General features: G+C 71.3%; 17 protein-coding genes. 6 read left to right on the top strand and 11 right to left on the bottom strand.

Annotated elements, in window-relative coordinates; all coding sequences use genetic code 11:
- Positions 1 to 86 precede the first annotated feature (86 nt).
- From ACWD4J_RS35730 to ACWD4J_RS35690, 9 genes are all read right to left on the bottom strand, one after another.
- On the bottom strand, positions 87 to 1,529 hold the full coding sequence (locus ACWD4J_RS35730) for an aldehyde dehydrogenase family protein (protein ID WP_451399670.1): 1,443 nt from the start codon (positions 1,527 to 1,529) through the stop codon (positions 87 to 89).
- Positions 1,530 to 1,642: 113 nt separating this feature from the next.
- On the bottom strand, positions 1,643 to 2,473 hold the full coding sequence (locus tag ACWD4J_RS35725; RefSeq protein ID WP_451399669.1) for an NAD(P)-dependent oxidoreductase: 831 nt from the start codon (positions 2,471 to 2,473) through the stop codon (positions 1,643 to 1,645).
- A gap of 55 nt (positions 2,474 to 2,528) precedes the next feature.
- Positions 2,529 to 3,047 (bottom strand): DoxX family protein, encoded by a 519-nt coding sequence (locus ACWD4J_RS35720; protein ID WP_451399668.1) that lies wholly within the window; start codon positions 3,045 to 3,047, stop codon positions 2,529 to 2,531.
- On the bottom strand, positions 3,044 to 3,988 hold the full coding sequence (locus tag ACWD4J_RS35715) for an alpha/beta hydrolase (RefSeq protein WP_451399667.1): 945 nt from the start codon (positions 3,986 to 3,988) through the stop codon (positions 3,044 to 3,046). Before ACWD4J_RS35715 ends, ACWD4J_RS35720 begins: the two co-directional genes overlap by 4 nt.
- Positions 3,985 to 5,655 carry a thiolase C-terminal domain-containing protein gene (locus ACWD4J_RS35710; RefSeq protein ID WP_451399666.1) on the bottom strand — a complete coding sequence of 557 codons (1,671 nt, stop codon included), beginning with the start codon at positions 5,653 to 5,655 and terminating at the stop codon, positions 3,985 to 3,987. Before ACWD4J_RS35710 ends, ACWD4J_RS35715 begins: the two co-directional genes overlap by 4 nt.
- 49 nt (positions 5,656 to 5,704) lie before the next feature.
- Positions 5,705 to 7,075 (bottom strand): cytochrome P450, encoded by a 1,371-nt coding sequence (locus ACWD4J_RS35705; protein WP_451399665.1) that lies wholly within the window; start codon positions 7,073 to 7,075, stop codon positions 5,705 to 5,707.
- Between the two features lie 81 nt (positions 7,076 to 7,156).
- The gene (locus ACWD4J_RS35700) at positions 7,157 to 7,354 is read right to left on the bottom strand and encodes a ferredoxin (protein WP_451399664.1); all 198 of its coding nucleotides are present in this window, start codon (positions 7,352 to 7,354) and stop codon (positions 7,157 to 7,159) included.
- Positions 7,355 to 7,401: 47 nt separating this feature from the next.
- Positions 7,402 to 8,262: a mycofactocin-coupled SDR family oxidoreductase gene (locus tag ACWD4J_RS35695; protein ID WP_451399663.1), complete on the bottom strand. Its 861-nt coding sequence runs from the start codon at positions 8,260 to 8,262 to the stop codon at positions 7,402 to 7,404.
- A gap of 125 nt (positions 8,263 to 8,387) precedes the next feature.
- On the bottom strand, positions 8,388 to 9,212 hold the full coding sequence (locus ACWD4J_RS35690) for an NAD(P)-dependent oxidoreductase (RefSeq protein WP_451399662.1): 825 nt from the start codon (positions 9,210 to 9,212) through the stop codon (positions 8,388 to 8,390).
- 315 nt (positions 9,213 to 9,527) lie between these two features.
- Between ACWD4J_RS35690 and ACWD4J_RS35685 the strand changes: the two genes are divergently transcribed.
- The 6 genes from ACWD4J_RS35685 (at position 9,528) to ACWD4J_RS35660 (ending at position 14,173) form a co-directional block, all read left to right on the top strand.
- Positions 9,528 to 10,955, top strand: a complete 1,428-nt coding sequence (locus tag ACWD4J_RS35685; RefSeq protein WP_451399661.1) for an aldehyde dehydrogenase family protein — start codon at positions 9,528 to 9,530, stop codon at positions 10,953 to 10,955.
- A 38-nt stretch (positions 10,956 to 10,993) separates the two neighbouring features.
- Positions 10,994 to 11,389 carry a carboxymuconolactone decarboxylase family protein gene (locus tag ACWD4J_RS35680; protein WP_451399660.1) on the top strand — a complete coding sequence of 132 codons (396 nt, stop codon included), beginning with the start codon at positions 10,994 to 10,996 and terminating at the stop codon, positions 11,387 to 11,389.
- Entirely contained in the window at positions 11,386 to 12,246 is an 861-nt protein-coding gene (locus ACWD4J_RS35675) for an NAD(P)-dependent oxidoreductase (RefSeq protein WP_451399659.1), read from the top strand. Before ACWD4J_RS35680 ends, ACWD4J_RS35675 begins: the two co-directional genes overlap by 4 nt.
- Before the next feature lie 149 nt (positions 12,247 to 12,395).
- Positions 12,396 to 12,920 carry a carboxymuconolactone decarboxylase family protein gene (locus ACWD4J_RS35670; protein ID WP_451399658.1) on the top strand — a complete coding sequence of 175 codons (525 nt, stop codon included), beginning with the start codon at positions 12,396 to 12,398 and terminating at the stop codon, positions 12,918 to 12,920.
- A 148-nt stretch (positions 12,921 to 13,068) separates the two neighbouring features.
- Complete coding sequence (locus tag ACWD4J_RS35665; protein WP_451399657.1) at positions 13,069 to 13,800, top strand: TetR/AcrR family transcriptional regulator; 732 nt, start codon at positions 13,069 to 13,071, stop codon at positions 13,798 to 13,800.
- Between the two features lie 67 nt (positions 13,801 to 13,867).
- Entirely contained in the window at positions 13,868 to 14,173 is a 306-nt protein-coding gene (locus ACWD4J_RS35660) for a DUF1330 domain-containing protein (RefSeq protein WP_451399656.1), read from the top strand.
- A gap of 72 nt (positions 14,174 to 14,245) precedes the next feature.
- On the opposite strand, the gene ACWD4J_RS35655 is transcribed toward ACWD4J_RS35660, so the two are convergent.
- Both ACWD4J_RS35655 and ACWD4J_RS35650 read right to left on the bottom strand, forming a co-directional pair.
- Positions 14,246 to 14,602, bottom strand: coding sequence for a hypothetical protein (locus tag ACWD4J_RS35655; protein WP_451399655.1), 357 nt, complete (start codon positions 14,600 to 14,602; stop codon positions 14,246 to 14,248).
- The gene (locus tag ACWD4J_RS35650) at positions 14,599 to 15,306 is read right to left on the bottom strand and encodes an ABC transporter ATP-binding protein (protein ID WP_451399654.1); all 708 of its coding nucleotides are present in this window, start codon (positions 15,304 to 15,306) and stop codon (positions 14,599 to 14,601) included. Before ACWD4J_RS35650 ends, ACWD4J_RS35655 begins: the two co-directional genes overlap by 4 nt.
- Positions 15,307 to 15,333 lie beyond the last annotated feature (27 nt).

The following is a 15,333-nucleotide window of genomic DNA, read 5'->3' as shown; positions in this document are numbered from 1 at the left end:
CGGCTCCGACGATCACGACCGGTACGCGGTCGGCAAAGTCCACTGGTGGGGCTTGGTCGGCGGTCATGTGCGGCTCACTTCGGGTCTCAGTGCGCCACCGTCGCGAACGTCTTCGACTCCAGGAACTCCTCCAGACCCGCGACGCCGCTCTCCCGGCCGATGCCGGACTGCCGGTAGCCGCCGAACGGCGCGTCGGGTGCGAAGTAGTTGCCGCCGTTGATGCTGAACGTGCCGCTGCGGATGCGCCGGGCCACCGCGAGGGCCCGCTCCTGGTCGCGGCTCTGTACGCCGCCGGAGAGCCCGTAGACGGAGTTGTTGGCGATGCGTACCGCGTCGTCGTCCTCGAACGGGATGACCGCGAGGACCGGGCCGAACACCTCCTCCTGGGCGATCTCGCTGTCCGGATCGACCCCGGCCAGCAGCGTGGGCGTGTAGAAGAAGCCGGGGTTCACGCGCTCGCCGCCGGTCACCAGCTTCGCGCCCGCCGCGACGGCACGCTGCACCATGCCGTCCACCTTGTCCCGCTGCCGTTCGCTGATCAGCGGGCCCATGTAGGTCTTGCGATCCGTCGGGTCGCCGTAGCGGACGCGGGCGAAGTGCTGCGCGACCTGCTCCACGACGGCGTCGTGGTGCTCGCGCGGCACGAGGAGCCGGGAGGTGAGGGCGCACCCCTGGCCCGCGTGGGTGCAGATCATGTACGCGGCGAGCATGGAGGCGGCGGCGAAGTCGGCGTCGTCCAACAGGATCATGGCGGATTTGCCGCCCAGTTCGAGGAAGACCTTCTTCACGGTCTCGCTCGCCGCCGCCATGATGCGGCGGCCGGTCGCGGTCGAACCGGTGAAGCTGACCATGTCGACGTCGCGGTGGGTCGTCAGCACCTCGCCGACCGCCGCCTCCGACGACGACAGCACATTGACCACGCCCGCGGGGATGTCGGTGTGCTCGGCGATGAGTTCGCCGAGTGCGAGGGTGATCAGCGGGGTGTCGGGGGCGGCCTTGAGGACGACCGTGCAGCCGGCGGCGAGCGCCGGGGCGAGCTTTGCCAGCGCCAGCTGGTTGGGGTAGTTGTACGGCAGGATCGCCGCGACGACGCCGACGGGCTCCTTCTCCACCCAGCGGTGGTGGCGCTGCCCGCGCGAGTCGATCTCGCCCAGGTCGACCGTGAACGGGTGGGAGCGCAGCAGATCGGCGTTGTAGCGGACGATCTCTATGGGGTCGTCCAGCTGTGCGCTGTGAGTGAGCGCGCGGGTCGCGCCGACCTCGGCGATCGTCAGCTCGCGCAGCTCCTCCTTGTGGTCGACCAGCGCCTGGTACAGCTGGTCGAGACACCGGATGCGGAAGTCCTTGTCCGTGGCCCAGGTCGTGGTGTCGAAGGCGCGGCGGGCCGCCGCGACGGCGGCCTCGGCCTCGGCGGTCGTGGCGTCGGGGGCCTGGCCGAGGACTTCGCCCGTGGCCGGGTTGAGGCTTTCGTAGGTCCGTGCCGTATCGAGGAGCTGACCGTCGATCAGCAGAGTCCCGGTGACAGGCATCCCGCCTCCTGTATATCTGGAAATGGCATTCTCAAGTACGGAAAATCGCGCGCACGCGTCTCGGCGCGCGGCGTGGTGGACGCGGCCGTCGCGGGTGTGTCACCACGGATGCGTCACCGAGGGTGGTTCATCTCCTCCAGCGCGGCGTCGGCGGCCGCGAGCACGGTGCCACCGCCTTCGGCGCCCTCGGCGGCGGCCCCGGTGAGCTGCGCCAGGAGGCGTACGTCCTTGCGCAGCAGCCGGCCGGCGTGCTGGGCCATCGCCTGCAACGAGCCGCCGTTCGCGGCGATCCGGCCCAGCGCGAAGCTGGCGCCGCTGCCGTGCCCGACGGCCTCGGCGAGAGCCAGGGGATCGATCCCCAGTTCCCGGCCGAGGGCGAGGGTGTCGGATGCGGTCGCCAGATTGGCGGTCATCAGCACGTTGTTGAGGAGCTTGGCGACCTGCCCCGACCCCAGCGGGCCGAGGTGCACCACGGGATCGCCGTAGCTCTCGAAGACCGGGCGGCAGTACCGCACGGTGCCCGGCTCGCCCCCCACCATCACCAGGAGCCGCCCCTGCGCCGCGGCCGGCCCGCCTCCGCTCACCGGCGCGTCCACCACCTGGATGTCCTGTGCCGCGGCGCGCGCCTCGAGCCGCCGGCAGGTGTCGGGGTGGACGGTGCTGTGCACGGCGATGACGCCGCCGCGGCGCAGCCCTGCGAGGACGCCCCGCTCGCCCAGGACGACCTCCTCCACGTCCGCGTCGTCGACGACGCACACGCACACGAGGTCGCTGGCCGCGGCGAGTTCGGCCGGTGAGGCGGCCACCTTGGCCGGGGTGCCTTCGAACGGCACGAGGGATGCGGGTCGGCGGGCCCACAGTGTCACCGGATGGCCCGCCTCGATGATCCGGCGGGCCATGGGGGCGCCCTGGCTGCCCAGGCCGATGAATCCGACGTGTGTCATGGGGTCTCCTGGTCCAAGCGTGCGTGTCGTGGTGTGCTTGCGCGGGCCGTCGGCGTCATGCGTCTCCGTCCGCGGATGCGGGACGCCCGGGGCGCCAGAACAGGGCGAGGAGTCCCGCCGTCGCGGCCACGGCGACACCCAGCGCGATGCCGCCGCCGGCCCAGCCGGTCACCTCGATGTCACTCGCGGCGTCGATCGACAGGCTGCCGGGCCCGAGTACGGCCAGTGCCAGGGACGCCACCGCGAGCACGAGGACGTACTCGTAGCCGTCCTTGAACACGAAGAAGCCGTTGCGCCGGTGCGCGAGTAGCCCCGCGACCAGCATCACCGAGATCACGGCGGCGCAGGCGAGCGGTGTGCCCAGGCCGAGCAGGAGCAGCACACCGGAGCCCACTTCGGTGAACACGCTCATCCATGCCTGCAGCCGCCCGTACGTGAGGCCCAGTCCGGAGAACCAGCGGGCGGTTCCCTCGATGCGGCCGCCGCCCCGCCAGTGGTTCACACCGTGCACGATCATGGTGATGCCGAGGACGGCACGCACCAGCAGCACGGCGACCGCGTCCACGCCCGTCATCGGGACCCCCCTTGCTCACGCAGCACCACGCACTCCTCGGCGAACGACAGCACCTTCAGGTGGTAGGCCAGGCCCGCGAGGCCGAGGCTCAGGTTGTGACCGCTCTGCGCCTGCTCGTTGACGCTCACACGCGGCGACGCGGTGAACAGCGACGCGATCTCGGCCAGCTCCGCGGGCCCGGACCGCCATACCGTCTCGTGATCGCCGAGGCTGATCTGCACGGGGATCCGCACCCGCGCCGCCAGCCCGGGGTACTCGTGCCGCCAGGGCCGGTCCTGCGTCTCGTACGGGGGAGTGGGTGCGGAGATCGCGGTGCCCCGGTACACGTCGGGTGCGTAGAGCCGGCTCGGCCCCCACAGCAACGCACGCCGGCCCCGGGCGGGCCTGGTGTCCGCGTCGGCCGTCTCACCGGTCCGGTCCAGTACCGTCTTCGCGTGCGGGTCGAGTTCCCGTCCGAATCCGCCGACCGCCAGGCCGAGCAGCTCCCGCCCCCGTTCGTCGGACGCCATCCGCACCGCGAGCTCGCACCCCGCCGAGTGCGCCAGCAGGAACACCCCGGCACCGCGCGACCGGCCCTCCAGCAGCTTTTCGACCGCCGCATAGCCGAGGTTCACGGGACGCTCCGTGCCGGTGACCTTCGCGGCGTACTCGGCCGAGGCGCCGTATCCCGGGCGGTCGAGTGCGACGACGGTGAACCCGAGCGCCGCACCGGTCCGCAGCAGCGACAGCCGCGGCCGCCCGGGGCAGTCGAAGTACGCCGACGTGGTGCCTCCGCCGTGCAGGGCCACGATCACCGCACGGGGCCGCGGCGCTTCGCACACCAGCGCCGACAGGGGAATGCCGTCGACATCGACGACATGCGGTACGACGGGACTGCTGTGCGCGTACGGCGGATCGTCCGCCCCGGTCGCCGCCGCGTGTTCGGTGTCGCTGTAGGTCACGTGTCCGTCCTGAGGAGAAGTACGCCGCTGGGGGTGAGGCCGCCCGAACTGACCGCGGCGACGCGGGCGTCGGCCACCTGCCGTGCCCCGCCCTCGCCGCGCAGCTGGACGACGGCCTCGTGGACCAGGCCCATGCCGTGGGTGCGCCCGTGGGACAGTTGGCCGCCGTGGGTGTTGAGCGGCAGCACGCCGTCCCGGGCGATGTTCTTGCCCCCGTCGAGGAAGTCCTTGGCCTCGCCGATGCCGCAGAAGCCGAGCGCCTCGATCCACGACAGGCAGTTGAGGGTGAAGCCGTCGTACAGCAGGGCCACATCGACGTCGGAGGGCCGCAGCGAGGTGCGCGACCACAGATGGGCGGCCTGCCCGAGCACCTGCGGCTCGTGCGTCGAGGTGCTCTGGTCCCAGTCCAGGCGCTCGATGATCTGCGTGCCGACGGCCTCCACGAGCACCGGGGGCCTGGCCAGGTCCCGAGCGGCGTCGACGGCCGACACGATGACGGCGACGGCACCGTCGCAGGGCACGTCGCAGTCGTACAGCCCGAACGGAGTCGTGATCGTCCGGGCCGACAGGTAGTCGTCCATGGTCAGCGGGTCGCGGTAGATCGCCGTCGGGTTGAGAGCCGCGTTGGCCCGCTGGTTCAGGGCGATCCACCCGAGGGTCTCGCGGGTGGTGCCGTACCGGTGGAAGTGGCGCTGCGCGTTCTGCGCGAGCACGTGCGCGGCGGACGTGGCGCCGAACGGCATCCGCCAGGCGTTCGTCCCGTCCACCCGGCCGGGCACGGACTGGGGCAGTTTGCCGCGGCGGGCCAGATCCGCGTGTGTGGCCTCCCACAGCGTGCGGAAGCACAGCACATGCCGGGCCAGACCGCCCGCGACCGCCAGCATCGCCGCGATCAGCGAACCCCCCGGCCCGAAAGTCTCACCGCCGCCGTTGTACCAGGTCGGCCGGATGCCCAGGGCCGACTCGAGCGCGGTGACGCCGCCCTCGGCGAAGCCGCCGAACGCACCGGCTCCCGGGTAGGTCGACAGGCCGTCGATGTCGTCCAGTGTCAGACCGGCGTCCGCGACGGCCCGTTCGCACGCCTCGATCGTCAGGGACAGCGGCGAGCGCATGAGCCGGCGCCCGAGCTCGGAGGCGCCGATGCCGGTGAGCGCGGCCTTCTCCTCGAACTTCTCGGTCCGCACCGGCGGCCGCACCAGACGCGGGACCGCGTCCGGTTCCACCTCGTCCAGGGGCAGTTCGGCGGCCTCCGGCTGGTCGGCCGCCGGGCGGAACAGCGGCAGCCACACGTCCTCCACCTGCTCGAAGACGACCTCCATCCGCATGCCCAGCCTCAGTTGCCCGGGCTCGCACTCGACGGCGTTGGTCGTCAGCCGGACCCGCGGGTCCTCCTCGATCGCGACCTGCGCCACCACATACGGGGCGGGAAGCCCGGGCAGACTGAACCGCTCGTTGACGGTGAAGCCGACGAGCGTCCCGTACCCGGAGACCTCCCGGACGCGGATGTCGTGACCCCGGCAGCGGCGGCACACCGGTTGCGGCGGGTGGATCAGCGCGGTGCAGGACTCGCACCCCTGGAAGCGCAGACGGCCGTCCGCCCCGGACGTCCAGAAGAACTCGTTCTCCTCGGTCAGCAGAGGCAGTGGACGCCCCGAGGGCTGGGCCACAGGATCTCCTCACAGATGATTCTGGCGGATGTGCGATACGCCGCCGGGCTCAGCGGGGGATCCTTGCCCGCGTCGTGCGCACCGTGACGGGCTCGGCGAGACCCTGCTCGTCACAGACCTTCTGGAGGGTCTCCAACGTCTCGTCGAGGCCCGGGCCGAGCCGCTTGCCGGGCGTGAACGTCGTCGGCAGATGGCGCATGCCCTGGATGACGCCGATCGTCTCGTAGTGGACGGTGCCCTCGGGGTCGCACCGGTAGTCCGGCATGCGGTCGAGGACCTGGAGCAGCATCCGCTTGAACGCCGTACGGGCCACGTTGGAGCCGATGCAGCGGTGGATGCCGAGGCCGAAGCTGTTGTGCCGGTTGCCCTTGCGGGCCATGTCGACCGTGTGGGGATCGGGGAACACCGAGGGGTCCCGGTTGGCCATCGCCCACGACAGCCACACCCGGTCGCCCTCCTTGAACTCCGTGCCCGCGAGTGCGCAGTCGGCGGAGATGGTGCGGCCGTCCCCCGGGGCCGGGGTGTAGAAGCGCAGGAACTCCTCGGTCGCCGAGTCCAGCAGCGTGTCGCGCTCGCGGCTGAGGCGGTCGCGCTCGCCGGGGTTCTCCGACAGCCACTCCAGGGCGTGCGCGGTGAGCGCCGTCGTGGTGTCGAAGCCGCCGCCGATGAGCAGGGCCAGGACGCCGAGGAGGTCTTCGTCCGAGGCTGTCCCGCCGTTGATCTCGGCGTGCACCAACGCGTCCACCAGGCCGGGCCGGCGGTTGCTGCGGATGGCCGCCAACTGGACGGCCAGGTCGCGCATCATCGCGATGTGCATCTCGATGACCCGCGGCATCTCCGGTGAGTCGGGCCGGGTGTAGACGCCCGCGTGCGCGGGCTCGTTGTAGATGGTCCAGTTCCTGAGCGGGATGCCCATCATGGCCAGGGTGAAGACGGCGGGCACGACGTTCGCCAGGTCGTCGATGAAGTCGATGCTGCCCTGCTCGATCTTCTCGTCGATACAGGCCCGTGCCACCTCGTCGAGGAACGGGATCCAGCGCTGGACGGCGGCGGGAGAGAGGTAGGGGTTGAGGGCCTGCCGGTAGTGGCGCTGCTCGGGCGGGTCCATCTCGAGGAAGCCGCCCCGCTGGCCCTTCCCGCGATCCGGAGTGGGAATGCTGATGCCCTTGTATCCGCGGCGTTCGCCGTTCACGTCGTGGTCGTTGGAGAGGTACTCCGCGGACCGCGCGATCTCGAACAGCTCTTGGTTGCCGCTGACGACCCAGTGGCCGCCGTGCGTGTCCGACCATGCCACCGGACAGCGGCTCTGCATCTCATCGGTGATCTCCACGAACTGCTCCCGGTAACCGGGGGCGTGGCGATCGAAGTCGTAACGGTTCCTCTTGCGCTCCTCGCCTTGCGGGGCGCCCTGTGCGCTCACGGTGTGGTCCTCCCTGTGTCGGGGTGGCGGAGAGCGGGCTGACGCCCCGCCGGTCAGTGCTCGCCGATCAGTGCTCGTCGGTCAGTCGTCGATGAGGGAGATGGCCCGCTCGGGACAGGAGCGGACCGCTTCGGCGACCAGTTCCTCCTGGTCACCGGGGACGTCTTCGCTGACCGGGCTCGAGTGCCCGTCGACGTCGTCGAGCTGGAAGACCTTCGGGGCGATCATGGCGCAGAGGGTGTGCCCCTGGCACCGCTCCGGGTCGACGCGGACCTTCATGCTGTACTGCCTCCCTGCCGTGGTCGGATGTCCGTCGGATTCCGGGATCAGCGGCTCCAGTCGTGCCACTTGAGATAACCGCCGGCGTCCACGCGCAGCTGCACGCCGGTGACGTAGCGGGCCTCGTCCGACGCGAGGAACAGGACGGCGTTGCTGATGTCGATCGGCTCGACGTACGGGATGGGCATCGCCTGCTGCACCGCGAACCCGGGCTCGGCGTCCTGTCGCGTCGGGTTCTCCAGATCCGGGCGGAACGACTTGTACATCGGCGGGCTCTGCAGCATCTGCGTGTTGCAGTTCGTCGGGTGTACGACGTTGGCCCGCTGCTTCAACGGGGCCAGGTTCCGGGCGAGTTCGTGGACGTACTCCGACAGGGCGCGCTTGGCGAAGGCGTATCCTGCGCCACCCGGGTTCGAGCCCGGCGTGTCCACGATCCCGTGGTTCATCAGGGCAGCCGTCGAACCGGTCGCGATGACCGAGGCGCCCTCGCGCAGGTGCGGCAGGGAGGCCTGGATCGCGTTGATGGTGCCGATCAGATCGACGTCGATCGCGTCACTCCACGCCTGGAGCCGCGGTTCCCCGTGCAGCGGGGCGATACCGGCCTGCGCCACCACGATGTCCAGACCGCCCAGCTCGGCCACGCCGCGCTCCACCGCGTCGCGCATCTCGTCGATACGGCGCACGTCGGCCTGCAGCGCGACGATACGCCGGCCCTGCTCTTCGACCAGGCGCACCGTCTCCTTCAGATCGTCCGGTCCCGCCATCGGGTAGCCGACCGTCTCGTAGTCGCGGCACAGGTCGACCGCGATGATGTCGGCGCCCTCCTCGGCAAGCCGCACGGCGTGGCTGCGGCCCTGACCGCGCCCCGCTCCCGTGACGAACGCGACCTTGCCCTCAACACGTCCCATCGCTGGCGTCCCCTTGTCCTCGAAGTCCTCGTCGTCTTCGTTGTGTTGGTGCTGTTGTGCTTGTCGTGCCTGTCCTGTGGACTTGGCTGAGTGCTGTCCGGGTACCGGGTGGAGACGGACGGCGATCAGCCTCCGCCCGCGGGACCGCCGGCGCCCCCGTTGAGGGATCCGATCGCCGTGGCCAAGGCGCCCAGGTCTGTGCCGAGTTCGGCGGCCACCTGCCGGACGACATCGACGTCCTTGTCGACGAACTCGCGGACCGACTCGGCGAACCGCGCCACCGAGCCCCTCGCCGCGACTCCCGTCAGAGCCCGGCTCGCGGCGCTCCCGTGCGGCAGGGCGTCCAGCAGGACCGCCTCGTCCAGCCCCAGTCGGCGCCCGAGCCGGACCGCGTCGGAGAGCAGCCCGAGGTGGGCCGTGAACAGCGCGTTGTTCACCAGCTTCACCCGCTGGCCCGCGCCCAGCGGGCCGACGTGCAGCAGCGGGTCGGCATACCGGCCGAGGACGGGCCGCAGGCGTTCCACGGTGTCACCGTCACCGCCCACGAAGACGCTGACCCGTCCGGCCGCGATGTCGTGCGGTCCGCCGCTGACGGGCGCGTCGACCACCTGGATGCCACGTGCCGTGGCGCGGGCGGCGACCTCCTCGACGGTGCGCGGGCTGCCGGTGGTGTGCACGACGACGGCGGCGCCGTCCGGAGTCACGTCGAGCAGGGGGCCGTCGAGGCAGATCTCGCGCACCTGCTCGTCGGTGTGGACGCACACCAGCACCGCATCGGCCCCGTCGGCAACCTGCTCGACGTCGCCGCTCACCAAGGCGCCTTCGTCCGCGAGTGTTCGCCGCCGCTCGGGCGACCGGCCCAGCACCCGTACCTCGTACCCGCCCTCGACGAGCCGCCGCACCATGGGCAGTCCCATGCGCCCCGCCCCGATGAACCCGAGCCGCTTCATGTGAGGCAGCGATCCGCCATGGCCGGGGAGATCCCGGTGCCGCCCGTGGTGACCTCGACGCCCAGGTGTGGGCTCAGCGCTCTCGTCCGGATCACAAGAATCTCCCTTCCGGCAGCGAGAATCGTAATCTCGCATTTTGGGAGCGCGGAAGTCCCCTGCGAGCACTTTCTCGTGGCACGCAGACAGCTGCGTCCGTCGCGCGCAGCAGCTCGCGCCTGTGGACGGCTCGTTGCCCAGGAACTCGGAGAACCGTATTCTCTGAATCTGGTATCGCTGATTTCGAGTGGCGCTCACATGAGGATCGGACTATCTGACATGACCCGCCATGACCACTGGATCGGCGGCAAGGCGGTGGAGCCCGCGAACGGCGTCTACCTGCCGACCCTCGACCCCACGACCAGGCAGCCGGGCGACGAGGCCGCGGCAGGCTCCGCCCCCGACGTGGACCGCGCCGTCGCCGCAGCCGCGGCCGCGCAGCCCGACTGGGCGCGGCGCTCCGCCGCCGAGCGGTCGGACGTCCTCCACCGTGTCGCCGGCGCCGTCGAGACGCACGCCGAAGAGCTGATGGAACTGGAGCGGGCCTCCACCGGGAAGATCCCCGCGCAGCTCCGCATGGAGGTCGACACGTCGGCCGCCTACTTCCGCTACTACGCGGGAGTGCTGCGCGCCCACCACGGCCGCACCATCGACCAGGGCGCCGGCGCGCTCACGTACACCCGGCTCGAGCCCTACGGTGTCGTCGCCGCCATCACGCCCTGGAACCTCCCGCTGAACCAGGCGTGCCGGGCGCTCGCCCCCGCTCTCGCGGTCGGCAACACCGTCGTGGCCAAGCCGTCGGAGCTGACGCCGGCCTCCACGCTGCGTCTCGCGCGACTGGCCACCGAGGCCGGCCTGCCCGACGGTGTGCTGAACGCCGTCTCCGGCACCGGCCGCGACGCCGGCACGCCGCTGGCGATCCATCCGGCCGTGCGGCGCGTCGTGTTCACCGGGTCGGTGCCCGTCGGGCGCCACCTGGCGACCGTAGCCGCCGACCGGCTCATCCCCATGACCCTGGAACTCGGCGGCAAATCGCCCCTCGTGGTGTTCGCCGACGCCGACGCCGACCTCGACCGGGCCGTCGCCGCCGCGGTCTCCACCGTCGCGGCCAACGCCGGGCAGGTGTGCTCGGCCACCACCCGCCTGCTCGTCGAGGCGTCCGTCCACGACGAGGTCGTCTCCCGCGTGGCCGAGGCCGTCGAACGCCTCCAGCCCGGCGTGGACTTCGGGCCCATCATCACCGAGGCGCAGTTCCACAAGGTCCTCGACCACTTCGCCGAGGCGCGTGCCGCGGGCGCCGTGCCCGTGTGCGGAGGCGCCGCCTACGACAGCGGCCCCGCCGCCCGCGGCCTCTACGTACGCCCGACCGTCTACGCGAGGGTCAGTCCCGACCTCCGGATCGCCCGCGAGGAGATCTTCGGCCCGGTCCTCGTCACGATGCCGTTCGCCGGCGAGGCCGAGGCGCTCGCCCTCGCCAACGACACCGAGTACGGCCTCGTGGCCGCCGTCTGGACCGGCGACGCCGCCCGCGGTCTGCGCTTCGCCGAACGCATCGACGCCGGGCAGGTCGCGGTGAACGGCGGCCCGCTCGGCATCGAGACGCCGTTCGGCGGTTTCAAGCAGAGCGGCTACGGCAGGGAGAAGGGCCTCGAGGCACTCCACGAGTACGCCCAGACCAAGACCGTCAGCCTCTCGCTGCGCCCCTGAACCGCGTAGCCGGTACCGACTCGACTCAAGGAGAGTCCGTGGCAGACACCGATCAGCTGGACGAGGCCCGCGCCATGCGCCGGGCCATGCTCGGCGACGCGTACGTCGACAGCGTCACCGCCGACCCGGAACCCACCGCCGCCGAATTCCAGGACTACGTCACCTCGATGGCCTGGGGGGTGTGGGCCAGGGGCGGCGCGCTCAGTCCCCGCGACCGCAGCCTGCTGGTGCTGGCGATGACGGCCGCCCTCGGGCGGATGGACGAGTTCCGCCTGCACGCCGGGGCCACGCCGCAGACCGGCGTCACCGACGAGGAACTCGACGAGCTGCTCTTCCAGGTGGCCGCCTACTGCGGAGCACCGGCGGGCGTGTCCGCCAGGCGGGCGCTGAAGGACGTACGGGCGGCCAGGCAGGAAGCGAAGGAAGGGGCATGAGCATGGGCACGATCGGCTTCGTCGGGCTCGGCAACATGGGCGGCGCCCTCGCGTCGAACCTCGTCCGGCGCGGGTTCGGGCTCGCCGCCTACGACGCCGCGGGCCCGGCCGTCGTTCCCGGTGGAGCGGCACCGGCCCGCGATGTGGCCGAGGTGGCGCGCCGGGCGGAGACGGTGGTGCTCAGCCTCCCGGACGGAGCGGCGTCCGAGCAGGTCGCGTACGAGATCGCCACCGCTGCCGGACGCCGTGCCGCACACGTCGTCGACACCTCCACGATCGGCGTCGCCGCCGCACAGAGCGTCGCAGAACTCCTCGCCAAGGAGGGCATCGGCTACGTGGACGCGCCCGTGTCGGGAGGCGTGGCAGGAGCCCGGGCCCGCACGCTCACCGTCATGTACGCGGGCTCCGACGACGCCTGCGCCCGAGTGGAGCCGGTACTCGCGGGCCTGAGCGACCGGCGCCGCCGAGTCGGCGACCGGCCGGGACTCGCCCAGGCGCTGAAGCTCGCCAACAACTTCCTGTCCGCGACCGCGCTGGCCGCGACCAGCGAGGCGATCGCGTTCGGCTGCTCGGCCGGCCTGGACATGGGCACCATGCTGGAGGTGCTGAACACATCGAGCGGCCGCAGCGGCGCCACCGAGGACAAGTTCCCCGACCACGTCCTGACGGGCCGTTACGCGTCGGGCTTCGCCAATTCGCTGATGTCGAAGGACGTGAGCCTCTATCTGCGGGCGGTGGGGGAGCAGGGTGGGCCGGCGGAGATCGGGGCGCTGGTCGCCGCGCTGTGGGAGCGGTTCGCGGAGGCGGAGCCCGGCGCGGACTTCACGCGCATCCACCCGTTTGTGCAAGGCGCATGACCATAGGGAAAGGCGTTCGCATGGCGACACCGACCACAGGAACAGAGACATCAGGAACAGAGACACCAGGAACAGAGGGGTCGGGAACTTCCGGAACCCCCGACGGGCCGCGCATCCGGCCGCTCGCTCCGAAGGAGTGGCCCGCCGAGATGCGCGAAGCCCTTGCCGTGCTGCGGCCACCGAACCCCCGCCACCCGATACCCGGACGCCGCCCCGACCGCCCGAAGGCTCTCAACCTCCTCGGCATCCTCGCCCACTATCCGGCGCTCACCCAGGCGTTCCACACCTTCAACGGACACGTGCTGTTCGCATCCACCCTCACCGTCCGCCAGCGTGAGCTGCTGGTGCTGCGGGTCGCGGCGGTGCGCGAGGCCGCGTACGAGTGGGCGCAGCATGCCGTCCTCGCCCGGGACGCAGGGATCGCCGACGAGGAGATCGAGCGGGTCGCGAAGGGCCCGGACGCGCCCGGCTGGACGCCACTGGAGCGGGCCCTGCTGCGCGCGGTCGACGAACTGCTCGCCGACGCGAAGGTGGGGAAGGCAACCTGGCAGGAGCTGGCCGGCGGGCTCGACGAACAGCAGCTGATGGACCTGATCTTCACGGTGGGCGCGTACGACGTGATCGCGATGGTTCTCCGGTCCTTCGCGGTCGAGCTCGACGACGATCTCGCCTGACGGGTTCGCCTGCGAGACGACCCATGGGGTCGACTCGCCCGCTCACAGGGCTGCACTCTGGCGCGAGAATATGATTTTCGCGAAGGTGGCTACATCTGTCTGCTTCGTAGAGAGCATCCCTCTCCCTATTCTGCGGTAGGCTTGCCAGGTGGCAGCGGAACAAGCATCAGTCGAGCCCGAAGCGACCCAGACGCCTACCACCAGCTGGCGTGACCTGGCCGTGGCCCGGTCGGTCGATCCCGCGCGGGTGCGTGCGGAGAAGCGGGTGCAGCGATTCCTCGACGCCGCGCTCGAGTTGATGAGCGGCGAGTCCGGCAAGGACTTCACCGTCCAGGAGGTCGTCAAGAAGTCCGGCCAGTCCCTGCGGAGCTTCTACCAGTACTTCACCGGCAAGCACGAGCTGCTGCTCGCGCTCTTCGAGGAGTCGGTGCACAGCACGGCGCGGCGTCTGCAGGAGACGATCGCCGACGAGGATGACGCCCTGGAGCGCCTGCGGCGGTTCACCGTCGAGCACTACCTGCTGTGCCGGCCCCTGCCCGACGACAGCACCGAGCGCAAGACGGTCATCCTCGGAATGGCGGAGTTCGCGCAGCAGCTCCTCACCGAGCATCCGAAGGAGGCGGCGCGGGCGTTCGCCCCCATGTTCGCCCTCCTGCACGGCCTCCTCGACGAAGCGGCGGCCCAGGGCGCCATCCGCAGCGGCCTCGACCACCGTGCGCTCGCGGGCACCATGCTCCAGGCCATCATGTTCAACTCGTTCGCCGTGACCATCAGCGGTTCACCGGTGCGCTCGGACGGCAGCGATGCCGAGGCGGTGTGGGACCTGTTCATGCACGGCCTTGCGGCCGGCCAGCCGAAGCGGAAGCGTTCCGCGCGCTGACGCCCGCGGGGCCACGGTTCGAGGCGGTCGACTGCGCCACCACGGCGCGCTGACGAAGGGGAGGCAGATGCCGAAGGGTTACGTCATCTTCACCGAGGCCATCAAGGATCAGGCCGGTATGGCCGCCTACGGCCGGGCCGCCACAGAGTCGCTGGCGGAGAGCGGCGGCCGTGTCCTGGCGGTCGAGGCCCGGCCGCAGGTCCTCGAAGGCGAGTGGCACGGCGACCAGACGGTCGTTCTCGAATTCGAATCGGTGGAGGCGGCCCGCGCCTGGTACGAGTCCGCCGCGTACGAGAAGGCGAAGCCGTTGCGGCAGGCCGCGGCCGACTCCCACGCCGTGATCGTGTCCGGCTTCGAGGTGCCCAAGGGCTGACAGCGAACGTGCCGTGACCGTGGTGGCGCCCGTCTGCGGGGCCCACCACGGTCACGGCACGTTCGAGCCGCGCTACTTCTCCGCGTCGCCCAGGCGCTCCGCCAGCACATTGAGGTCGTACGACTGACGGGCCAGCCAGAAACGCAGGAAGCCTGTCAGCGAGTAGCGCAGGAACAACGCGGCACCTACGACGCCGGCGCCGACCCCGCCCAGGCCCAGCGTGATGGCGTCGCGCTGCTCGAGCGGATCCGTGGTGCTGTGCGAGAGCAGATACGCCGCCACGCACAGGACGAGGGCGAGGACCATGAGCGCGGCCCCGAGACGCAGCCACAGCGAGGCCCGTCCGGCGGCGGGGTCGGAGATCTTCAGCTCTGCGAGTTCGCGGACGAAGCGGTCGGCGCGGTCCGCGTGCGGCTCGGTCGTGGTCATGTAGGGCTCCCGAGGTAGAGGTCGGACAGGTCGGTGCGGAATCCGCTGTCGGGCCGGCCCTGCCGTTCGATGCGGCCGCGCACCAGGACGGCCGCATGGTCGGCGATGCCGAGGACGGCCGCCGCGAACTGCTCGACGACCAGAACCGCCACACCCTGCCGGGCGATCTCGGCCACGTGCTCGTAGAGGTTGGCGACGACCAACGGGGCCAGGCCCATGGACAGTTCGTCGAGGAGCAGCACGGCCGGGTCGGTGGCCAGGCCGCGCGCGAGGGCGAGCATCTGCTGCTCGCCGCCGGACAGGGTGCCCGCGGCCTGCGAGGCGCGGCGGGCGAGGACGGGGAACCGGGCGAAGGCGACCTCCTCGATCTCGCCGACGCTCCGGCCGGTGAAGGTCATCATCAGGAGGTTGTCGCGGACCGACAGGTTGGGGAACACCCCGCGGCCCTCGGGGATCAGGCACACCCCCGCCCGGGCCAGGTCCCGAGGGTTCGCGCCGGTCACGTCGCGGCCGCCCATCAGGAGCCGGCCGGATGCGGCCGGGTGGACGCCCGCAGCGACGCGCAGGGTGGTCGTCTTGCCGGCGCCGTTCGGGCCGAGCAGCGCCACCACCTGGCCCGCCGCCACGCTCAGGTCCACCCCGTGCAGGACGGTGATCCCTTCGTGGGCGGCGCGGATGCCGCTCAGTTCGAGAAGCGCGGTCACGTATCCCCCAGAGAGGTCAGGCGCCCT

The sequence above is a fragment of the Streptomyces sp. NPDC002577 genome (assembly GCF_053594815.1).
The sequence above is the reverse complement of the archived record's forward strand: the minus strand, read 5'-3'. Positions and strand labels throughout refer to the sequence as shown.